Source organism: Klebsiella sp. CN_Kp113 (assembly GCF_040064585.1).
GTDB lineage: Bacteria > Pseudomonadota > Gammaproteobacteria > Enterobacterales > Enterobacteriaceae > Klebsiella > Klebsiella michiganensis.
Genome location: NZ_JBEAID010000018.1, coordinates 40231 through 58833 on the forward strand (window position 1 = coordinate 40231; position 18603 = coordinate 58833).

Here is an 18603-nt window from a genome sequence, read left to right on the forward strand (position 1 = left end):
TTATGATGACAAATACGGTTTCACGCAAGGTCGCGTGGCTGCGCGTAGTCACGCTTGCGATTGCGGCATTTATCTTTAATACCACCGAATTTGCGCCCGTGGGCCTGCTGTCGGATATCGCCGACAGCTTTGGCATGGAAACGGCGCAGGTTGGGATTATGCTGACGATCTACGCCTGGGTTGTCGCCCTGATGTCGCTGCCCTTTATGCTGCTGACCAGCAAGATGGAGCGCCGTCGCCTGCTGGTTGGCCTGTTTATCCTGTTTATCGCCAGCCACGTGCTGTCGTTCCTGGCCTGGAACTTCAACGTGCTGGTGATCAGCCGTATCGGTATCGCCTTTGCCCACGCGGTGTTCTGGTCAATCACCTCGGCGCTGGCTATACGAATGGCGCCTGCGGGTAAACGCGCGCAGGCGCTGAGCCTGATTGCCACCGGTACCGCGCTGGCGATGGTCTTCGGTATCCCGATTGGCCGTATCGTCGGGCAATACTTTGGCTGGCGCACCACGTTCCTGGTCATCGGCCTCGGCGCGCTGATTACCATGGTTTGCCTGATCAAGCTGCTGCCTAAGCTGCCGAGCGAGCACTCAGGGTCGCTGAAAAGCCTGCCGGTGCTGTTCCGTCGCCCTGCGCTGCTGAGCATCTATTTGCTGACGGTGATTGTGGTGACCGCGCACTATACCGCCTACAGCTACATTGAACCGTTCGTTCAGACGGTCGCCGGCCTGAGCGGCAACTTTGCTACCGTGCTGCTGTTGACCCTGGGCGGCGCGGGCATCGTCGGCAGCATCCTCTTTGGTAAGCTCGGCAACCTGCATGCGTCCGGGTTAATTAACGCGGCGATTGGCCTGCTGCTGGCGTGCCTGCTGCTGCTGCTGCCCGCCTCGCACAACGCCAACCACCTGATGCTGCTGAGCGTCTTCTGGGGCGTGGCGATCATGATTATCGGTCTCGGTATGCAGGTCAAAGTGCTGGCGCTGGCGCCGGACGCGACCGACGTGGCGATGTCGTTATTTTCGGGGATCTTTAATATCGGCATCGGCGCGGGCGCGCTGGTGGGCAGCCAGGTCAGTACCCATCTGTCAATGGCGTCCATTGGCTATGTCGGGGCGATCCCTGCGGTCGTCGCGTTAGTGTGGGCGGTGATGATTTTCCGCCGCTGGCCGGTGTCGCTGGAAGATCAGCAGCCGCATCACTCCTGATCGTGCTGCTAAAAAAACCTGCCGGCCGTGAGATCGGCAGGTTTTTTTACGTCTGGTATCAGGACGGCGATGACCGTCAGGCGTGATAAGTGGAAATAATCTCCAGCACGCCGTTAATAATAAACTGCACGCCCATACAGACCAGCAGGAAGCCCATCAGGCGGGAAATCGCCTCAATGCCGCCCTTCCCGACCAGACGCATGATTGCCCCGGAACTGCGGAGACAGCCCCACAGGATAATCCCGACCAGGGCAAAAATAATCGGCGGCGCGACCAGCACAACCCAGTCCGGGAAGCTCGCCCCGTGCTTTACCGTAGACGCTGAGCTGATAATCATCGCGATTGTCCCCGGCCCTGCGGTGCTTGGCATCGCCAGCGGAACGAAGGCGATATTCGCCGTCGGTTCATCCTCGAGCTCTTCCGATTTCAGCTTAGCTTCCATCGAATCATGGGCTTTTTGCTGGGGAAAGAGCATGCGGAAGCCGATAAAGGCGACGATCAGGCCGCCGGCAATACGCAGACCGGGAATCGAAATTCCGAAGGTGTTCATCACCACCTGGCCGGCATACCAGGCGACCATCAGGATGGCGAACACATAAACCGAGGCCATCAGCGACTGACGGTTACGCTCGGCGTTATTCATATTCCCGGCCAGGCCAAGGAACAGCGCCACGGTAGTCAGCGGGTTCGCCAGCGGTAGAATCACTACCAGTCCCAGGCCTATCGCTTTAAAAAGATCCATCATAGTGAATTAAGGTCCTGTCAATATTGGATTATCAAAAAAATGACGCGTGCTGAGTATATCGTCTGTTGCCAGATTGTACCCGTTCTCCTCAGGACGCATTCACCCTTCCTTCAAATCATAAGATAACAACGTGAAATAGAGTGACCTGCCTCACAACAATTCGTTTTAGCAAATCGTGGCATCGGCTAATTCATCAGGTTGACTTATATTTGCCTAGGCAATAATATCTCCCGCAACTAAGTCATTGCCTGGGCAACCATTGTGAAAAGTACAAGCGACCTGTTTAACGAAATGATCCCTCTTGGCCGCTTGATCCAGATGGTTAACCAGAAAAAAGATCGCCTGCTCAACGACTATCTCTCGCCGATGGATATTACTTCCACCCAGTTCCGGGTGCTCTGTTCCATTCGTTGCGAAGTGTGTATTACCCCCGTTGAGCTGAAAACCGTGCTTTCGGTCGACCCAGGCGCAATGACGCGCATGCTCGACCGCCTGGTCTGTAAAGGCTGGATTGAACGGTTACCCAACCCGACTGACAAGCGTGGCGTGCTGGTACAGTTAACGCCAGACGGCGCAGCCCTTTGTGAGCAATGTCATCAGGTTGTGGGTCAGAAATTGCACCAGGAACTAACAAAAAATCTGTCGACGGATGAAGTGGCCACTCTTGAGTGTTTACTCAAAAAAGTTCTGTCGTAATAAGAAGAGGTAAGATGATGTCCAGACGCAATAACGACGCCATCACTATCCATAGTATTTTGTCGTGGATCGAGGATAACCTGGAATCGCCCCTGTCGCTGGAGAAGGTTTCAGAGCGCTCAGGTTACTCCAAGTGGCACCTGCAAAGAATGTTCAAGAAAGAGACCGGTCACTCGCTGGGACAGTATATCCGCAGCCGTAAGCTGACCGAGATCGCGCAGAAGCTGAAGCAGAGCAACGAGCCTATCTTATACCTGGCCGAACGCTATGGCTTTGAATCGCAGCAAACGCTGACGCGAACTTTTAAGAACTATTTCGATGTTCCGCCGCACCAGTATCGTATTACCAACGTGCCGGGCGAGTCGCGCTACCTGCTCCCATTAAATAACTGTTGTTAACCGCCTGCAAAAAGACGTATTGAGGAAATCATGAAACTATTCGCTTCCGCCGCCATCGTGCTATTGGCGCTGGTCTCGAGCCAAAGTTATGCGGAGCAAACCAGCACCCCGGTTCGCCACAACAACCGGGATGCGATGATTATTCCTTCCGAACATAATGATTCGCCTTTTGATTTCAATCACATGGCCTCTGGCAGTGATAAATCAGATGAACTGGGCGTGCCCTATTACAACCAGCAAAGCCTGTAAAATCCCTTTAGCCCCGTGACCGGGGCTTTTTTTTACCCCCGCGCCATGCCCGGACGCACGATCCGCAGGCCAAATACGTTGATATACAGCCCGGCCATAATCAGTACCGCGCCCAGCAGCTGCAGGCTATTCAGCGTCTCGCCGAGCAATAAGGCCGCGCTGGCCATCCCGACCACCGGCACCAGCAGCGACAGCGGCGCCACGCGCCAGGTTTCATAGCGGCCGAGCAGCGCCCCCCAAATACCATAGCCGACGATGGTGGCAATAAACGCCAGATAGAGCAGCGACAGGATCGTCAGCAGGTCGATATGCAGCAGGCTTTCCGCCATGACCTGCGGGCCGTCGAGGATCCACGACGCCAGCATAAACGGCAGCACCGGGATCAGCGCGCTCCATACCACCAAAGACATAATCGGCGGCCGGCTCGCATGCGACATAATTTTCTTGTTGAAGATATTGCCGCAGGCCCAGCTCAGCGCCGCGGCCAGCGTCAGCATAAAGCCCACCAGCGGGACATGCTGGCCGCCGAGGCTGGCTTCGACCAGCACCAGTACGCCGAAAATCGCCAGCGCGATCCCCGCCAGCTGTTTCCCCTGCAAACGTTCGCCGAAAATAAACGCCCCGAGAATGATGGTGAAAAAGGCCTGCGCCTGCAGCACCAGCGATGCCAGTCCGGCAGGCATGCCGAGGCTAATCGCGCAGAACAAAAACGCAAACTGACCGAAGCTAATCGTCAGGCCGTAGCCCAGCAGCAGGCTCAGCGGAATTTTTGGCCGCGCGACGAAGAGCAGCGCCGGGAAAGCCACCAGCAAAAAGCGCAGTCCGGCGAGCATCAGCGGCGGCATATTATGCAGCCCCACCTTGATCACCACGAAATTCAGCCCCCATACCACCACCACCAGCAATGCCAGCAGCCCGTCTTTACGCGTCATACCCGCCTCGGTTGTTATTGGAATTTTTGCGAACAAAATCAAACTACCGAATAATTCGTCCGCCGCATAGATCATTATTTTCGGTAGGGCGCTGGCGTGCTTTTCATCCCCCCCGGGAACTATACAAGCCCCGGTTAGCGTGCTATTTGTGATCGTGACAACAAAAATAACATCACATCAGGCAAGGAAAAAATGATACCGACTCTCAGGCGCTCAACCGCAGCGCTGCTGGCTTCGTCGTTGCTGTTAACCATTGGCCGCGGCGCAACGTTACCTTTTATGACGATCTACCTCACCCGCCAGTACCAGCTGGAGGTGGATAAAATCGGCTATGCGCTGTCGAGCGCGCTGATCGTCGGGGTGCTGTTCAGCATGGGGTTTGGCATTCTCGCCGATAAGTTCGACAAAAAGCGCTATATGACGCTCGCCGTGCTGGCGTTTATTGGCGGCTTTATCGCTATTCCTCTGATCAATAGCGTCGCGCTGGTGGTGTTTTTCTTCGCGCTGATTAACTGCGCCTACTCCGTCTTCTCAACCGTGCTGAAAGCGTGGTTTGCCGACGTGCTGTCGCCGGAAAAGAAGGCGCAGATTTTTTCCCTTAACTACACCTTTCTCAATATTGGCTGGACCGTTGGGCCGCCTATCGGCACTCTGCTGGTCATGCACAGTATTAACCTGCCGTTCTGGCTGGCGGCCGGCTGCGCCGCCCTTCCGCTGGTATTTATTCAGCTGTTTGTGCAGCGCACCAGCGCCGCGATTGCTCAGGATAACGCGGTCCAGTGGTCGCCGTCGGTGCTGCTGCGCGATCGCGCTCTGCTGTGGTTTACCCTTTCCGGCCTGCTGGCCTCCTTTGTCGGCGGCTCTTTCGCTTCCTGCATTTCTCAGTATGTGCTGGTGGTAGCGGACAGCGATTTTGCCGAAAAAGTGGTTGCGGTGGTACTGCCGGTTAACGCGGCCGTGGTGGTGGCGCTGCAGTATGCGGTTGGTCGTCGCCTTACCGCCCGCAATATTCGCCCGCTGATGACCTTTGGAACGGTCTGTTTTGTGCTCGGGCTGGGCGGTTTTGTTATTTCCGATAACAGCCTGCTGCTGTGGGGCGTCTCCGCCGCTATTTTTACGCTCGGAGAGGTTATCTACGCGCCGGGGGAATATATGCTGATCGATAACATTGCGCCGCCGGGCATGAAAGCCAGCTACTTTTCCGCCCAGTCGCTGGGCTGGCTGGGGGCGGCGTTTAACCCGATGCTGACCGGGACGATTCTGACCCATCTGCCGCACTGGTCGCTGTTTGTGATATTGATGCTGGCGATTATCGCCGCATGGCTGATGATTTTCCGCGGCATGAACGTTCGTCCGTGGAACGGTAGCGCGGTCGCCCGCGCCTGATGCCGGGCGCCGTGCGGCTGTCAGGTTGCTGTCGCGTCCCTGTCGGGTTTCGATCGTGGTGCCCGACAGCCCGCTCGATGATACTCCATCTCAGGTTTTCACCCGGAGATAGAAACAATGAACAGTAGTCATCAGGTTAAACAATTACGTTTGCAGCGCGCCTGGTCGCAGGAGCAGCTTGCCGAACTGGCCGGCGTCAGCGTGCGCACCATTCAGCGCATCGAGAACGGCGACCGTCCCGGCCTCGAGACGCTCAGCGCGCTTGCGGCGGTATTTGAAGTAAACGTCGCCGAGATTAGCGGCGAATCGCCGGCGGGCCACGAAGCGTCGCTGGATTTACGTATTGAGGAAGCCAAAGCGCGCGTCGAACGCGAGAGCCGTTTTTACCGTTCATTGACGGTGGCCGTCGTCGTTTGCGTTCTGCTGGCGCTGCTGAACTGGCTGAGCGGCGCAGAGAGCTACTGGTCCGCATGGGTGGCGATCGTCTGGGGAGCGCTGCTGGTGGTTAAAGGGTTGCGCCTGTTTGTTTTTGGCGAATGGATCAATCGCTGGCGTCAGGCGCGCCTGCAGCGGCTGCTGCGCAAATAGCCCTCTGCGCGCTTCTCCCGGGGGCGGCGCAAAGCGCCTTGCCCGGGCTACAGGTCCATCGCCGTCTGCGAGCGGTAGCGCGGACAGATGCGCAGCATCGCCTCCGGGAAACCATATCTAGTGCGGACTATGGCGCTCTCCCCGGGGGCGGCGCAAAGCGCCTTGCCCGGGCTACAGGTCCATCGCCGTCTGCGAGCGGTAGCGTGGACAGATGCGCAGCATCGCCTCCGGGAAACCATATCTAGTGCGGACTATGGCTCTCTCCCCGGGGGCGGCGCAAAGCGCCTTGCCCGGGCTACGTGTTCATCGCCGTCTGCGAGCGGTAGCCCGGACAGATGCGCAGCATCGCCTCCGGGAAATCATATCCAATGCGCCCTGTGGCGAACTCCCCGGGGGCGGCGCAAAGCGCCTTGCCCGGGCTACGGGCCAGCAGACTGCTATATACCTGTAGCCCGGCTAAGCGCAGCGCGAGCCGGGGGGAGGCCGCCATCCGGGGCGAGTTAAATGGTAACCATCCCGCGGACGCCTTCGGCTTCCATATCGCCGCCGTTGCCCTGCTGGATAATCGCGCCGCGCGACATCACCAGATAGCGATCCGCCAGACCGGCGGCAAAATCATAGAACTGCTCGACCAGCAGAATCGCCATATCCCCGCGGTTCGCCAGCTGACGAATCACCTCGCCAATCTCCTTAATCACCGACGGCTGAATGCCCTCCGTCGGTTCATCAAGAATCAACAGCTGCGGACGGCTGGCCAGCGCGCGGCCAATGGCCAACTGCTGCTGCTGCCCGCCGGAAAGATCGCCCCCGCGCCGCTGCTTCATGGTTTTCAGCACCGGAAACAGCTGATAAATCTCTTCCGGCACCGCGCGCGCGTCGCGGGCGGGAAAGCGGGACAGCCCCATCAGCAGATTCTCCTCCACCGTCAGGCGCGGAAAAATCTCCCGCCCCTGGGGCACGTAGGCGATCCCCGACTGTACCCGCTGGTGCGGTTTACGGTGGGTGATATTCTTCTCCTGCCACAGCACTTCGCCGCTGCGCGCCGGGATCAGCCCCATCAGGCACTTCAGCAAGGTGGTTTTTCCCACCCCGTTGCGCCCGAGCAGGCAGGTGATCTCGCCCTGGCGAGCGGCAAAATCCACTCCACGCAGGATATGGCTGCCGCCATAATATTGATGTAGTTGATTAACCTGTAACATCCGCGCTCCTTAGCGTCCGAGATAAACTTCAATCACCTGTTCGTTGGCCTGCACCTCGCGCAGCGACCCCTCCGCCAGCACCTGTCCTTGATGCAGCACCGTCACCCTGTCGGCGATGGTTTCGACAAAGCCCATATCATGCTCGACCACCATCAGCGAATGCTGCCCGGCAAGGGTGCGGAACAGCTCGGCGGTATATTCTGTCTCCGCATCGGTCATCCCGGCGGCGGGTTCGTCCAGCAGCAGCAGATGCGGCTCCTGCACCAGCAGCATGCCGATTTCCAGAAACTGCTTTTGCCCGTGCGACAGCAGCCCCGCCGGCCGATAGCGTTCGCCCTCCAGCCGCAGCAGGCGCAGGGTTTCGCTGATTCGGTCGGCCTGCTCGCTGTTCAGGCGCGCCCGCAGGCTGGCCCACACCGATTTATCACCTTTCATTGCCAGTTCGAGATTCTCTGCCACCGTCAGCGCCTCAAAGACCGTCGGTTTCTGAAACTTGCGCCCGATGCCCTGGCGGGCGATGGCGATGGGATCGAGGGTGGTTAAGTCCACCGACTGATCGTAAAGCGCCCTGCCGCTCTGCGGCCGGGTTTTGCCGGTGATGACGTCCATCAGGGTGGTTTTACCGGCGCCGTTCGGCCCAATCACGCAGCGTAGCTCGCCCACGCCAATCTGCAGCGACAGGTTGGTCAACGCCTGAAAACCGTCAAAGTTGACGTTAATCTCTTCCAGCTGCAGTACCGGATCGGTCTGCTCGCGAAAGCGGTCCGTCGGCAGCTGGCGGGTAAATAGCTCTTCATCCAATGGCATCAGCGATCTCCTTTACGCAGCAGGCCGATAACGCCACGCGGTAAAAACAGCGTCACGATAATAAAAATCAGCCCCAGAAAGAGCTGCCAGTACTCCGGCATCGCCACGGTAAAGTAGCTTTTCGCGCCGTTGACCAGCCCCGCGCCGAGCACCGGGCCGATTAAGGTTCCGCGACCGCCGAGCGCCACCCAGATGGCCGCTTCGATAGAGTTGGTCGGCGACATTTCGCTGGGGTTGATGATCCCGACCTGCGGCACGTACAGCGCCCCCGCCAGGCCGCACAGTACGGCTGAAAGGGTCCATACCAGCAGCTTAAAGCCGCGCGGGTCGTAGCCGCAGAACATCAGGCGGTTTTCAGCATCGCGCACCGCCGTCAGCACGCGGCCAAATTTGCTTTGCGCCAGCAAATAGCCAATCCACAGGGTGAGCAACAGCAGCAGTACCGTGGCCATAAACAGCGCCGCCCGCGTGCTGATGGCGGTGACGGAGAAACCGAGCAGCGTGGTAAAGCCGGTAAAACCGTTGTTACCGCCAAAGCCGGTTTCGTTACGGAAAAACAGCAGCATCCCGGCGTAGGTGAGCGCCTGGGTCATAATCGAAAAATAGACGCCTTTGATTTTCGAGCGGAAGGCAAACCAGCCGAAAACCAGCGCCAGCAGGCCGGGCACCAGCACCACCAGTAGCATAGCCCAGGCGAAATGCTGGGTGCCCCACCAGAACCACGGCAGCTCGCTCCACGACAAAAACGACATAAAGGCCGGCAATCCGTCGCCCGCCGCCTGGCGCATCAGGTACATGCCCATGGCGTAGCCACCGAGGGCAAAAAAGATCCCATGGCCAAGCGAGAGCATCCCGGCATAGCCCCAGACCAAATCCAGCGCCACGGCGACAATGGCGTAGCAGAGGATCTTGCCGGTCAGCGTCAGCAGCCAGGTGGAGACCGCCAGCGGATGCGTGGCGGGCAGCAGCGCCAGAAACGGCATACTTAGCAGGCCCAGCAGTAGCAGCACGCCGAACCAGCGCAGCGGGCGCGGCGCTTTGCGCGCCAGCGTTAAGGTAATAGGTTGGCTCATCAGTCAATAACCCTCCCTTTGAGGGCGAACAGTCCCTGGGGACGTTTCTGGATAAACAGGATAATCAAGACCAGAATCAGGATCTTACCCAGCACGGCTCCCATCTGCGGTTCAAGGATTTTGTTAAAGATGCCAAGACCAAACGCCGCCGCCACGCTGCCCGCAAGCTGACCAACGCCGCCGAGCACCACCACGAGGAAGGAGTCGATAATGTAGCCCTGGCCCAGTTCGGGCCCGACGTTACCGAGCTGCGACAGCGCGACGCCGCCCAGCCCCGCGATCCCCGAACCGAGGCCAAACGCCAGCATATCGACCCGTCCGGTCGGCACGCCGCAGCAGGCCGCCATCGCGCGGTTTTGCGTCACCGCCCGCACGTTCATCCCTAGCCGGGTCTTGTTCAGCGTCAGCCAGGTAAAGAGCAGCACCAGCAGCACGAAAACCAGTACCGCCAGACGGTTCCACGGCAGGATGAGATTCGGCAGAACCTGCACGCCGCCGGAGAGCCATGCCGGATTGGCGACCTCAACGTTCTGCGCGCCAAACAGCATGCGCACCAGCTGGATCAGCATCAGGCTGATCCCCCATGTGGCGAGCAGCGTCTCAAGCGGGCGCCCGTACAGATGGCGGATCACGGTGCGTTCCAGCGCCATACCGATACCGCCGGTGATCAGGAACGCCACCGGCAGCGCAATCAGCGGATAGAAGGCCAGCCACTGCGGCGCCAGCTGCGCCAGCGCCTGCTGAACCAGCCAGCAGCTGTAGGCGCCAATCATCAGCATCTCGCCGTGGGCCATATTGATCACCCCGAGCAGACCGTAGGTGATGGCCAGACCGAGCGCGGCGAGCAGCAGGACAGAACCGAGGGAGAGGCCCATAAAAGCCTGGCCGAGAAGATCGCCCAGCAGCAGGCGGTGCTGGATTTTACTCAGGCTCTCCTGGGCCGCCGCGCGAATCGCCGGGTCCGGCTCATGCCGGGCATCGGTATACGGCGTCAGCAGCGCCTGGGTTTCCGGGGCACCGGAGTGGCCGAGCAGCGCGATGGCCGCCAGCCGCTGTGCGGGCTGAGGACTGACAAGCTGTAAACGGGCCAGCGCAATTTCCAGCTGCGACTTCACCGCGCCGTCGGTTTCCGCCGTCAGACGCTGCTGTAGCAGCCCCGCCATCTCAGGCGTCGCTTCGCGCTGCAGGGTTTTCGCCGCCGCGGCCCTTTCCGTGACGTTGTCACTAACCAGGAGATGCGTCGCCAGCGCGCCTGCCGCCAGGTTACGCAGGCGGTTGGTCAGACGCACCGGTTTTGTTGGGCCGACGGGCGCCGGAACCGCGCCCAGCGCCAGCAGGCTGTCGCTCTGTTTGCGGAACGCATGACCGCCGCTATCGGATTGCAATGTTTCACTTTTCAGCGCCCGCAGCAGCGGTAAACGCGGCGCTTCGGGCGCGGCGGCCCACTGTTCCAGCAGCTGAGCCTGCTGGCTGCGATTGGCCGCCACAAAATCGTCGGCGTCCGCTGCCTGCGCCCGCCACGGTATCAAGACCATCAGCAGCGCGAAGTAACACATGAGGCGTAATGCGTTCATGGTCGTTCTCCTTTTCGGGGAAATCCGGGCTTCGGGCCCGGAAGACTGAATCATTCCCCCCGGCGCAGCGCCGGGGTCTAACGCTTAGTTGCTGACGGTTTTAACCGGGTGATCCGGCTTTTTATCATTCCCGGCAATCCACGGGCTCCACGGCTGGGCGCGTACCGGCTCTTCGGTCTGCCAGACCACGTTAAACTGGCCGTTGCTTTCAATTTCGCCAATCATTACCGGCTTGTGCAGGTGATGGTTGGTGGCATCCATGGTCAGGGTAAAGCCTGACGGCGCCTTGAAGGTTTGGCCGGCCATGGCATCACGCACCTTGTCGACATCGGTCGATCCTGCTTTCGTCACCGCCTGCGCCCACATGTGCAGGCCAACCCAGGTCGCTTCCATCGGGTCATTGGTTACCACGGTATCGGCGTTTGGCAGCTTGTGGGCTTTGGCGTAAGCGCGATAGTCGGCAACAAACTGTTTGTTGGTTGGGTTATCGACGGACTCGAAGTAGTTCCACGCCGCGAGGTTGCCCACCAGCGGTTTAGTATCAATCCCGCGCAGCTCCTCCTCGCCCACGGAAAAGGCCACCACCGGCACGTCCGTCGCTTTCAGCCCCTGATTAGCCAGCTCTTTATAGAACGGAACGTTGGAATCACCGTTGATGGTAGAGACCACAGCGGTTTTACCGCCGGCGGAGAACTTCTTGATATTGGCGACGATAGTCTGATAGTCGCTATAGCCGAACGGGGTATAGACCTCTTCGATGTCTTTATCCTGAATGCCTTTGGCGTGCAGGAAAGCGCGGAGAATTTTGTTGGTGGTGCGCGGGTAGACGTAGTCGGTACCGAGCAGGAAGAAGCGTTTCGCCCCGCCGCCGTCTTCGCTCAGCAGGTATTCCACCGCCGGAATCGCCTGCTGGTTTGGCGCCGCGCCGGTGTAGAAGACGTTCGGCGACATCTCTTCGCCTTCATACTGTACCGGGTAGAAGAGCAGACCGTTCAGCTCTTCAAATACCGGCAGAACCGATTTGCGCGATACGGAGGTCCAGCAGCCGAACACCGCCGCCACCTTATCCTGCGTCAGCAGTTGACGCGCTTTTTCGGCGAACAGCGGCCAGTTTGATGCCGGATCTACCACTACCGGTTCCAGTTTTTTACCCAGCACGCCGCCTTTGGCGTTGATGTCATCGATAGCCATCAGGGCGACATCTTTCAGCGGGGTTTCAGAAATCGCCATCGTCCCGGAAAGCGAGTGCATAATGCCGACCTTAATGGTGTCGGCGGCATAAACCTGTAAGGAGAAGCCCATGCTAATTACAGAGGCGGAGAGAGCAAAAGCTTTTAATAGTGTTCGACGCTGCATGTGTGTCACTCCTGAATAGCGCAAAAACAAAAAAATGAATTAACGACTCACCGGAAGTGATAAGGCAAAAACGATGCCAGGTTGTGAAAGCGTCTGAAAGCGCGGCAGAATACGGGGAGAATAAAGGCGGGTGCACAGCGTTGCCTTAAAATAGTGCAACGCTGCGCTATGGAGAGATTACCAGACCTGCGCGGCGATGCCGGTGACCAGGCGGACTTTATCCCACTGCTGGGCTTCGGTCAGAGAGTTACCCTCTTCGGTGGAAGCAAAACCGCACTGCGGGCTGAGGCAAATTTGCGCCAGCGGGACGTACTGCGCCGCCTCCTGCAGACGAGCCTTCACCCCTTCCGGGTTTTCCAGCTCCCCGTTTTTAGTGGTGATCAGGCCCAGTACCACCTGCTGATGGCCGGGGCGAACGTAGCGCAGCGGCGCGAAGTCGCCGGAACGGTCATTGTCATATTCGAGGAAGAACGCGTCGATGTTAACGCCGCCGAACAGCACTTCCGCAACCGGCTCGTAGCCGCCCTCGGAGATCCAGGTCGAGCGGAAGTTACCGCGACACACGTGCAGGCCAACGGTCAGATCCTCCGGCTTCCCTTCCAGGGCCTTATTCAGAACGCGGGCATAAATGCGCGCCAGCTCATCCGGGTCTTCGCCGCGCTCGCGCACCTGCTGTCGCTGCTCATCGGAGCAGAGGTAGGCCCAGACGGTGTCATCAAGCTGTAAATAGCGGCAGCCCGCATCGTAGAAGGCGCGAATGGCATCGCGCCAGGTGGTTGCCAGGTCATCGAAATAGTCGGCGAGATCCGGATACACCGTCGCGTCGATATCTTTCCGGCCGCCGCGGAAGTGCAGCACGCTCGGGCTGGGAATGGTCATCTTCGGCTGAGCGCTGCCGCTGATGCTCTTCAGATAGCGAAAATCTTCCAGCATCGGGTGATCGCCAAAGGCCAGTTTACCGGTGACGCGAACGCCGTGCGCTTTGGTCTGTACCCCGTTGAACTGAATGCCCTTTTCTGAATCGTAGCGCTCAACGCCCTGTAGTCCGTCAAAGAAATCAAAGTGCCACCACGCGCGGCGGAACTCACCGTCGGTGACCACATGCAGCCCGCACTCGCACTGCTGCTGCACCAGAACGCGAATCGCCTCATTTTCTATCTGCCGCAGCTGCTGCGCGTCGATGGTGCCGGCGGCCAGCTGCTGACGGGCCTGTTTGATGGCGTCCGGACGTAAAAAGCTGCCGACAATATCTGCGCGGAACGGGGCCTGATGACGTTGCATGGTGTCTCCTTAGCGGCGGGCAAAGTTAATTACCCACCGTGATAGTTCATTATTTGAATTTATAGACTTCTGGATGGCTATATGTCCAGATACTGGCATGCAGAGGTTTCATCGGCAAACGACAATATTTCATGGCACATGAAATAAATTCACTTTGCGAAAGGCAACCCTTCATCTTCCCAGCCGCTCAGGCCGCCGAGCATCATTTTTACCGGGCGCCCCAGCAGAGCCAGCTTCATGGCGGCGACGTCCGCCCCGTTGCAGTGCGGCCCGGCGCAGTAGACCACAAACAGCGTGTCATCAGGCCACCGCGCCATTCTGGTTTCATCAATTTGTCGGTGCGGTAAATGCAGGGCGCCCGGGAGATGACGACGGGCAAAGGTTTCCTCACTGCCAACGACGTGCAGCAGAACAAAATCCGTTTCTCCTTCGCGCATCGCGCTGTAGACATCGGCGCAGTCGGTCTCGAGGCTTAGCTTATGACGAAACCAGGCGGCGGCGTCGGTAGAACTGGCGGGGGCAATAGCGGTTACAACACTCATGGCATCTTCTCCTTGTCTGTGATACCACTACTTTAATTAACCGCCTGCGCGACATCTGCCGAGAACCATGACTGAAAACGCTGAAATCCTGACAATTCCATCCGTGACGTTGTCACGCCACCGGGTTATTGCCCTCGCCTACGATGGCCTGTGTACCTTTGAATTTGGCGTCGCCGTTGAGATCTTCGGCCTGCCGCGCCCGGAGATGGGCGAACGATGGTATCGCTTTGCCGTGGCCGCCGTCGACGACGGCGAGCTGCGGGCAACCGGCGGAATTCGGCTCATGACCGATGGCGGTATGGCGCTGTTAGGCGAAGCGGACACCATCGTGGTGCCCGGCTGGCGCGGTATTGACTCCCCCGTGCCGCCAGCGCTGTGCGAGGCGCTGGTCGCCGCCCATGCGCGAGGCTGCCGGATAATTTCTATCTGCTCCGGGGTTTTCGTTCTGGCCGCGGCCGGGCTGCTGAACGGCCGCCAGGCGACCACCCACTGGCGCTATACCGACCAGCTGCGGGCGCGGTTTCCGCGCATTGAGGTGATCGATGACGTGCTGTACGTCGGCGCCGAAGGCGTCATGACCTCCGCAGGCAGCGCCGCGGGTATCGATTTATGTTTGCACCTGGTGCGCGAGGACTTCGGCGTCGAAGCGGCGAATCTTGTCGCCCGACGGTTAGTGGTTTCCCCCCATCGCGACGGCGGGCAGGCGCAGCAGATTGTTCGCCCGGTGGCCAAAGCGCGGGAGAGCCAGCGGCTGGGGCAATTATTTGATTTCCTGCACCAGAATCTCGCCGCTGGCCACACCGTGGCCTCGCTGGCGGAAAGAGCCGGCATGGGGCAGCGCACGTTTTTACGCCGTTTCGAAGACGCCACCGGCAAAACCCCCGCCCGCTGGCTGCTTGACGAGCGCCTTCAGCGCGCCACGCAGCACTTAACCCACAGCCGGCTGAGCGTTGAGCAGATTGCCGAGCTTTGCGGTTTCTCAAACGCCAGCACCCTGCGCCATCACTTCCGCCAGCAGTTTGCCCTTAGCCCGTTGCAGTACAGGAAAAGCGCGCTGGCGGGTAAAAAGGGAGAGTGATTCACATGGATAATAGTCACGCTGGGCAATTTGTTAATCGTTTGTTTAGATTAGTCGGGTTAAGATGTATCCAACAACCGTAAACCCGTTCAATGAGGACAACATAGCGCATAGCAAAACTAATGGAGGTTAATCATGCTGGGAAATATGCATGTATTTATGGCAGTTCTGGGAACCATTCTGTTCTTTGGATTTCTTGCCGCATACCTGAGCCACAAATGGGATGACTGATGAACGACGATAATCCCCATCCGTAAACGCCCCCTGCTGCCAATGCACCAGGGGGCGTTCTGCTTTTGGCTTGCCGATCGATGAACCACCTTATACACGATAATTTATCGTATCAGTCACCAGGAGAAACTCCGTCCGAACATCCCTCAACAGCCCACTCGATGCTGATCGTTGATAGGCTATGTTATGCTTTGTCATCATGAGCAAGGAGGCAGAATATGCATATCAATACCAAAATGAGGCTTGCGGCGCTTTTATACCTTATGGCGGCGTACGCGGTTGCTCTGCCGGGGCTTGCGCTGTTTACAGACCTGGTGATAAACGGTGGCATTATTGATATGTGGAAAGGCGCGTATTCATTTATGGACCTGCTTGCCCGACGTAAAATACTTTATCTGCAGTTTGCCGGGCTGGGCGCTACTCTGGGTTTTGTCTACTGGCTGTTTTTCTTCCGAAAATACCGCCATCACGATCCCCTCGATAAATATTTTAAGTAGCGCCCGAGCGCCCGGCACGACGTACTGATTATGCCCGGTCAGCGAATGATGAAATCTGAGCCAGAAGCATTTCGCTTACCTTACATACCATTCGCTGAATATCCGTCAGCTGCGGCGAGGCTTCCAGCCCTTTGCCAGGGTTCTATTTAGCCTGCAGCTCCCTGCGGATAATTTCCGCCCCGGCGCTTAGCGCATTGAGCTTGCCGCTCGCCACCGGACGCGATAGCGGCGCCATGCCGCAGTTGGTTGAAGGATAAAGCTTATCGGCATCCACAAACTGCAGCGCTTTACGTAAGGTCGCGGCGACTTCCTCCGGCGTTTCGATCGCATTGGTCGCCACGTCGATGGCTCCAACCATCACTTTTTTTCCGCGAATCAGTTCAAGCAGATCCATGGGAACACGTGAGTTATGACATTCCAGCGAGATGATATCGATGCTGGAGGTTTGCAGCTTAGGAAACGCTTCTTCATATTGTCGCCACTCTGTTCCCAGGGTCTTTTTCCAGTCGGTATTCGCTTTGATGCCGTATCCATAGCAGATATGTACCGCAGTTTCGCATTTTAGCCCTTCAACGGCTCTTTCTAAGGCCGCGATGCCCCAATCATTAACCTCATCAAAAAACACATTAAAGGCTGGCTCATCAAACTGAATAATGTCGACGCCGGCGGCCTCCAGTTCCCTGGCTTCCTGATTAAGTATCTTCGCAAACTCCCAGGCCAGTTTTTCGCGGCTCTTATAGTGATTGTCATAGAGCGTATCAATCATGGTCATGGGCCCCGGCAGCGCCCACTTAATCGGCTGGCTGGTGAGCTGACGTAAAAAACGCGCATCTTCGACAAAAACGGGTTTTTGACGCTCGACGGCGCCCACGACGGTCGGAACGCTCGCATCATAGCGATTACGGATTTTAACGACTTCGCGTTTTTCAAAATCGACGCCGCTGAGGTGCTCAATAAACGTAGTAACAAAGTGCTGACGGGTTTGCTCGCCATCGCTGACGATGTCGATGCCGGCGCGCAGTTGGTCAAATAAGGACAGGCTCAGCGCGTCTTTTTTCCCGGCAATTAACTCTTCATTCTGCAGTTTCCATGGGGACCACAGTTTCTCCGGCTCTGCAAGCCAGGACGGTTTCGGTAAGCTGCCGGCTGTTGAAGTGGGTAATAATTTTGTCATTATCGATAGCCTTATATATGCGATGTCTTAAAGAGCGTAATGAGCAGACCATTGCTGCAGAATATTTTTATACGGTTTAATAAAGTGCTCTTCGGTAAACTTCCCCTGCTCTACCGCCAGCTGGCTGCGCTCTTCACGATCGTAAACAATTTTGGTTAATGAATGGTCCTGATGATGCAGATCGGGCTGATAGCAGAGTCCTGCGGCAGAGTTGGCGTTGTAGATCTCCGGGCGGTATATCTTCTGGAACGTCTCCATCGTGCTGATGGTGCTAATCAGCTCAAGGCTCGTGTAATCGCTCAGCAAATCCCCTGAGAAATAAAAGGCCAAAGGCGCAACGCTGTTTTTCGGCATAAAGTAGCGAACCTTCAGGCCCATTTTGCCAAAATATTGCTCAGTCAACGATGAACCCTCTGGCCGGTATTCGAGCCCCAGGACAGGATGTTGATTTCCGGTCTGGTGATAGGTGTCTTTGCTGGAGACGCTAAGGCAAATGACCGGTGATTTTTTGAAATTGGCCTTGTACTCCGCTGAATTGACGAAATGTTTAAATATGTTGCCGTGCAAATCGCCGAATCCTTCCGGAAGGCTAAAACCTGCGCGTCCTTTATTATGGTCTAACAGCAATACGCTAAAGTCGTAGTCGCGAACGTACGAAGAGAAATTATTGCCAACGATACCCGCAATACGTTCATCGGTCTTTTTATCAATAATGCTGGTTTGCAATATTTCAATCACCGGAAAGGTATCGCCGGTGGCGCTGATATTCATTTCGGCTGAAATAATTTCCAGCACAACGGCATAGCGATCGCCTTTGGGGTTATCCCAGTGCGCCAGCGTATTGAAACGATTGTCAATCATGACTAAGGTATTGCGCAGATTCTCCTGGCGATTTTCCCCTCTTGCTAAATTAGCAAAGTTGGTTGTAATACGCGTATTTTCTGAGGGGTTATAGTTTTCATCAAAGAGAGTGCGTTTAATAGTAAAGGTAAATTGTTGATTCATCGCAGATGTGCATCCTAAGTTCTGAGATAAAAACTGCAGTCCTTTCTGATGGTTGCAGGCTGGCGCAGGCTTCCATAAGCAGTCTTCATCTTCATATTATCTATATCGAATACAGCATGTTATGCCAGAGCCATTAGATGAGTGAAAGCGAGTTAATTTCATTACAACATGAGCCATATTCATGGTCTGGCGTCAGCCCATGCTGTATCTCGTTGAACAGATCCAGCCGCTCTTGCCAACGAGCTTGTCCTGCCGGTTAAACATCCACACATTTTCCTGTCGCCTGTATGAGTTGATGCTGAAGCAAGAAATATCAGAGGTCGGCCAGGCTAAACACGACCTCAAGCCTGGCGTCTTTCTTTTCAAGATCCGCACTCTTCGTGCTCCTTTGCGCTCTGTCGGGCGCAATCGTTGGAGGAATATGGAAGTGGGACCGGCGCGTTTTCATGCTTTACTTTGGTGATGTCCAAAACCTGACTAACGCTACCGATATTTTTTCTGGCATATTTATGTTCTATGGTTAATTCGGATTATCAACAGCGAATATAGCCATCAACAACCCGCTCTAACTTATTGATTTGAGGGATACA

The 18603-nt window shown here is 57.1% G+C and carries 21 protein-coding genes; 10 read left to right on the forward strand and 11 right to left on the reverse strand.

The window, feature by feature from the left end:
* Positions 1 to 2: 2 nt before the first annotated feature.
* Entirely contained in the window at positions 3 to 1202 is a 1200-nt protein-coding gene (locus ABLV30_RS10270; RefSeq protein ID WP_014838591.1) for a sugar transporter, read from the forward strand.
* A gap of 76 nt (positions 1203 to 1278) precedes the next feature.
* Here the strand turns inward: ABLV30_RS10270 and ABLV30_RS10275 are convergent, their stop codons facing one another.
* Positions 1279 to 1947 carry a MarC family NAAT transporter gene (locus tag ABLV30_RS10275; protein WP_004119839.1) on the reverse strand — a complete coding sequence of 223 codons (669 nt, stop codon included), beginning with the start codon at positions 1945 to 1947 and terminating at the stop codon, positions 1279 to 1281.
* Between the two features lie 261 nt (positions 1948 to 2208).
* Here ABLV30_RS10275 and marR point away from each other — a divergent pair, with 261 nt between their 5' ends.
* The 3 genes from marR to marB are packed head-to-tail and all read left to right on the forward strand — an operon-like array spanning position 2209 to position 3290.
* Positions 2209 to 2643 carry a multiple antibiotic resistance transcriptional regulator MarR gene (marR, locus tag ABLV30_RS10280; RefSeq protein WP_004102349.1) on the forward strand — a complete coding sequence of 145 codons (435 nt, stop codon included), beginning with the start codon at positions 2209 to 2211 and terminating at the stop codon, positions 2641 to 2643.
* A 17-nt stretch (positions 2644 to 2660) separates the two neighbouring features.
* On the forward strand, positions 2661 to 3041 hold the full coding sequence (gene marA, locus ABLV30_RS10285; protein ID WP_004102351.1) for an MDR efflux pump AcrAB transcriptional activator MarA: 381 nt from the start codon (positions 2661 to 2663) through the stop codon (positions 3039 to 3041).
* 30 nt (positions 3042 to 3071) lie between these two features.
* The gene (gene marB / locus ABLV30_RS10290) at positions 3072 to 3290 is read left to right on the forward strand and encodes a multiple antibiotic resistance protein MarB (protein ID WP_004851184.1); all 219 of its coding nucleotides are present in this window, start codon (positions 3072 to 3074) and stop codon (positions 3288 to 3290) included.
* Positions 3291 to 3322: 32 nt separating this feature from the next.
* Here marB and eamA read toward each other — a convergent pair whose 3' ends face one another.
* Positions 3323 to 4222 carry an O-acetylserine/cysteine exporter gene (gene eamA / locus ABLV30_RS10295; protein WP_014229493.1) on the reverse strand — a complete coding sequence of 300 codons (900 nt, stop codon included), beginning with the start codon at positions 4220 to 4222 and terminating at the stop codon, positions 3323 to 3325.
* Between the two features lie 192 nt (positions 4223 to 4414).
* On the opposite strand from eamA, the gene ydeE reads away from it, so the two are divergent.
* Both ydeE and ABLV30_RS10305 read left to right on the forward strand, forming a co-directional pair.
* On the forward strand, positions 4415 to 5608 hold the full coding sequence (gene ydeE, locus ABLV30_RS10300) for an efflux MFS transporter YdeE (RefSeq protein ID WP_032719177.1): 1194 nt from the start codon (positions 4415 to 4417) through the stop codon (positions 5606 to 5608).
* Between the two features lie 117 nt (positions 5609 to 5725).
* A complete protein-coding gene (locus ABLV30_RS10305; RefSeq protein WP_009654748.1) occupies positions 5726 to 6196 on the forward strand; it encodes a helix-turn-helix domain-containing protein in 471 nt (156 codons plus the stop codon).
* Positions 6197 to 6696: 500 nt separating this feature from the next.
* Here ABLV30_RS10305 and urtE read toward each other — a convergent pair whose 3' ends face one another.
* The 7 genes from urtE to ABLV30_RS10340 form a co-directional block, all read right to left on the reverse strand.
* On the reverse strand, positions 6697 to 7395 hold the full coding sequence (gene urtE / locus ABLV30_RS10310; protein WP_014229495.1) for an urea ABC transporter ATP-binding subunit UrtE: 699 nt from the start codon (positions 7393 to 7395) through the stop codon (positions 6697 to 6699).
* 9 nt (positions 7396 to 7404) lie between these two features.
* The gene (gene urtD / locus ABLV30_RS10315; RefSeq protein ID WP_025105756.1) at positions 7405 to 8202 is read right to left on the reverse strand and encodes an urea ABC transporter ATP-binding protein UrtD; all 798 of its coding nucleotides are present in this window, start codon (positions 8200 to 8202) and stop codon (positions 7405 to 7407) included.
* The gene (gene urtC / locus ABLV30_RS10320) at positions 8202 to 9275 is read right to left on the reverse strand and encodes an urea ABC transporter permease subunit UrtC (protein ID WP_014229497.1); all 1074 of its coding nucleotides are present in this window, start codon (positions 9273 to 9275) and stop codon (positions 8202 to 8204) included. Before urtC ends, urtD begins: the two co-directional genes overlap by 1 nt.
* Positions 9275 to 10849, reverse strand: coding sequence for an urea ABC transporter permease subunit UrtB (urtB, locus tag ABLV30_RS10325; protein ID WP_187228219.1), 1575 nt, complete (start codon positions 10847 to 10849; stop codon positions 9275 to 9277). Before urtB ends, urtC begins: the two co-directional genes overlap by 1 nt.
* An 84-nt stretch (positions 10850 to 10933) precedes the next feature.
* Positions 10934 to 12205 (reverse strand): urea ABC transporter substrate-binding protein, encoded by a 1272-nt coding sequence (urtA, locus tag ABLV30_RS10330; protein ID WP_014229499.1) that lies wholly within the window; start codon positions 12203 to 12205, stop codon positions 10934 to 10936.
* A gap of 177 nt (positions 12206 to 12382) precedes the next feature.
* Complete coding sequence (locus tag ABLV30_RS10335; protein WP_032719179.1) at positions 12383 to 13486, reverse strand: cobalamin-independent methionine synthase II family protein; 1104 nt, start codon at positions 13484 to 13486, stop codon at positions 12383 to 12385.
* A 149-nt stretch (positions 13487 to 13635) separates the two neighbouring features.
* Positions 13636 to 14028 (reverse strand): rhodanese-like domain-containing protein, encoded by a 393-nt coding sequence (locus ABLV30_RS10340; protein ID WP_048263392.1) that lies wholly within the window; start codon positions 14026 to 14028, stop codon positions 13636 to 13638.
* Between the two features lie 67 nt (positions 14029 to 14095).
* Here ABLV30_RS10340 and ftrA point away from each other — a divergent pair, with 67 nt between their 5' ends.
* From ftrA to ABLV30_RS10355, 3 genes are all read left to right on the forward strand, one after another.
* On the forward strand, positions 14096 to 15106 hold the full coding sequence (gene ftrA, locus ABLV30_RS10345; RefSeq protein WP_109240408.1) for a transcriptional regulator FtrA: 1011 nt from the start codon (positions 14096 to 14098) through the stop codon (positions 15104 to 15106).
* Between the two features lie 135 nt (positions 15107 to 15241).
* On the forward strand, positions 15242 to 15337 hold the full coding sequence (gene mgtS, locus ABLV30_RS10350; RefSeq protein WP_004102377.1) for a protein MgtS: 96 nt from the start codon (positions 15242 to 15244) through the stop codon (positions 15335 to 15337).
* 218 nt (positions 15338 to 15555) lie between these two features.
* Positions 15556 to 15834, forward strand: a complete 279-nt coding sequence (locus ABLV30_RS10355) for a hypothetical protein (protein ID WP_032749016.1) — start codon at positions 15556 to 15558, stop codon at positions 15832 to 15834.
* Positions 15835 to 15976: 142 nt separating this feature from the next.
* Here the strand turns inward: ABLV30_RS10355 and ABLV30_RS10360 are convergent, their stop codons facing one another.
* Both ABLV30_RS10360 and ABLV30_RS10365 read right to left on the reverse strand, forming a co-directional pair.
* Positions 15977 to 17008: a methionine synthase gene (locus ABLV30_RS10360; protein WP_032694476.1), complete on the reverse strand. Its 1032-nt coding sequence runs from the start codon at positions 17006 to 17008 to the stop codon at positions 15977 to 15979.
* Between the two features lie 27 nt (positions 17009 to 17035).
* On the reverse strand, positions 17036 to 18013 hold the full coding sequence (locus ABLV30_RS10365) for a DUF1852 domain-containing protein (RefSeq protein ID WP_014229504.1): 978 nt from the start codon (positions 18011 to 18013) through the stop codon (positions 17036 to 17038).
* Between the two features lie 181 nt (positions 18014 to 18194).
* Here ABLV30_RS10365 and ABLV30_RS10370 point away from each other — a divergent pair, with 181 nt between their 5' ends.
* Positions 18195 to 18476: a hypothetical protein gene (locus ABLV30_RS10370; RefSeq protein WP_049083440.1), complete on the forward strand. Its 282-nt coding sequence runs from the start codon at positions 18195 to 18197 to the stop codon at positions 18474 to 18476.
* Positions 18477 to 18603 lie beyond the last annotated feature (127 nt).

Excerpts from the sequence above, each read along its gene's own strand:
- ABLV30_RS10270 (WP_014838591.1), top strand. The coding sequence starts at position 3 with ATGATGACAAATACGGTTTCACGCAAGGTCGCGTGGCTGCGCGTAGTC.
- ABLV30_RS10275 (WP_004119839.1), bottom strand. The coding sequence starts at position 1,947 with ATGATGGATCTTTTTAAAGCGATAGGCCTGGGACTGGTAGTGATTCTA.
- marA (WP_004102351.1), top strand. The coding sequence starts at position 2,661 with ATGTCCAGACGCAATAACGACGCCATCACTATCCATAGTATTTTGTCG.
- marB (WP_004851184.1), top strand. The coding sequence starts at position 3,072 with ATGAAACTATTCGCTTCCGCCGCCATCGTGCTATTGGCGCTGGTCTCG.
- eamA (WP_014229493.1), bottom strand. The coding sequence starts at position 4,222 with ATGACGCGTAAAGACGGGCTGCTGGCATTGCTGGTGGTGGTGGTATGG.
- ydeE (WP_032719177.1), top strand. The coding sequence starts at position 4,415 with ATGATACCGACTCTCAGGCGCTCAACCGCAGCGCTGCTGGCTTCGTCG.
- ABLV30_RS10305 (WP_009654748.1), top strand. The coding sequence starts at position 5,726 with ATGAACAGTAGTCATCAGGTTAAACAATTACGTTTGCAGCGCGCCTGG.
- urtE (WP_014229495.1), bottom strand. The coding sequence starts at position 7,395 with ATGTTACAGGTTAATCAACTACATCAATATTATGGCGGCAGCCATATC.
- urtD (WP_025105756.1), bottom strand. The coding sequence starts at position 8,202 with ATGCCATTGGATGAAGAGCTATTTACCCGCCAGCTGCCGACGGACCGC.
- urtC (WP_014229497.1), bottom strand. The coding sequence starts at position 9,275 with ATGAGCCAACCTATTACCTTAACGCTGGCGCGCAAAGCGCCGCGCCCG.
- urtB (WP_187228219.1), bottom strand. The coding sequence starts at position 10,849 with ATGAACGCATTACGCCTCATGTGTTACTTCGCGCTGCTGATGGTCTTG.
- urtA (WP_014229499.1), bottom strand. The coding sequence starts at position 12,205 with ATGCAGCGTCGAACACTATTAAAAGCTTTTGCTCTCTCCGCCTCTGTA.
- ABLV30_RS10335 (WP_032719179.1), bottom strand. The coding sequence starts at position 13,486 with ATGCAACGTCATCAGGCCCCGTTCCGCGCAGATATTGTCGGCAGCTTT.
- ABLV30_RS10340 (WP_048263392.1), bottom strand. The coding sequence starts at position 14,028 with ATGAGTGTTGTAACCGCTATTGCCCCCGCCAGTTCTACCGACGCCGCC.
- ftrA (WP_109240408.1), top strand. The coding sequence starts at position 14,096 with ATGACTGAAAACGCTGAAATCCTGACAATTCCATCCGTGACGTTGTCA.
- mgtS (WP_004102377.1), top strand. The coding sequence starts at position 15,242 with ATGCTGGGAAATATGCATGTATTTATGGCAGTTCTGGGAACCATTCTG.
- ABLV30_RS10355 (WP_032749016.1), top strand. The coding sequence starts at position 15,556 with ATGCATATCAATACCAAAATGAGGCTTGCGGCGCTTTTATACCTTATG.
- ABLV30_RS10360 (WP_032694476.1), bottom strand. The coding sequence starts at position 17,008 with ATGACAAAATTATTACCCACTTCAACAGCCGGCAGCTTACCGAAACCG.
- ABLV30_RS10365 (WP_014229504.1), bottom strand. The coding sequence starts at position 18,013 with ATGAATCAACAATTTACCTTTACTATTAAACGCACTCTCTTTGATGAA.
- ABLV30_RS10370 (WP_049083440.1), top strand. The coding sequence starts at position 18,195 with ATGGTCTGGCGTCAGCCCATGCTGTATCTCGTTGAACAGATCCAGCCG.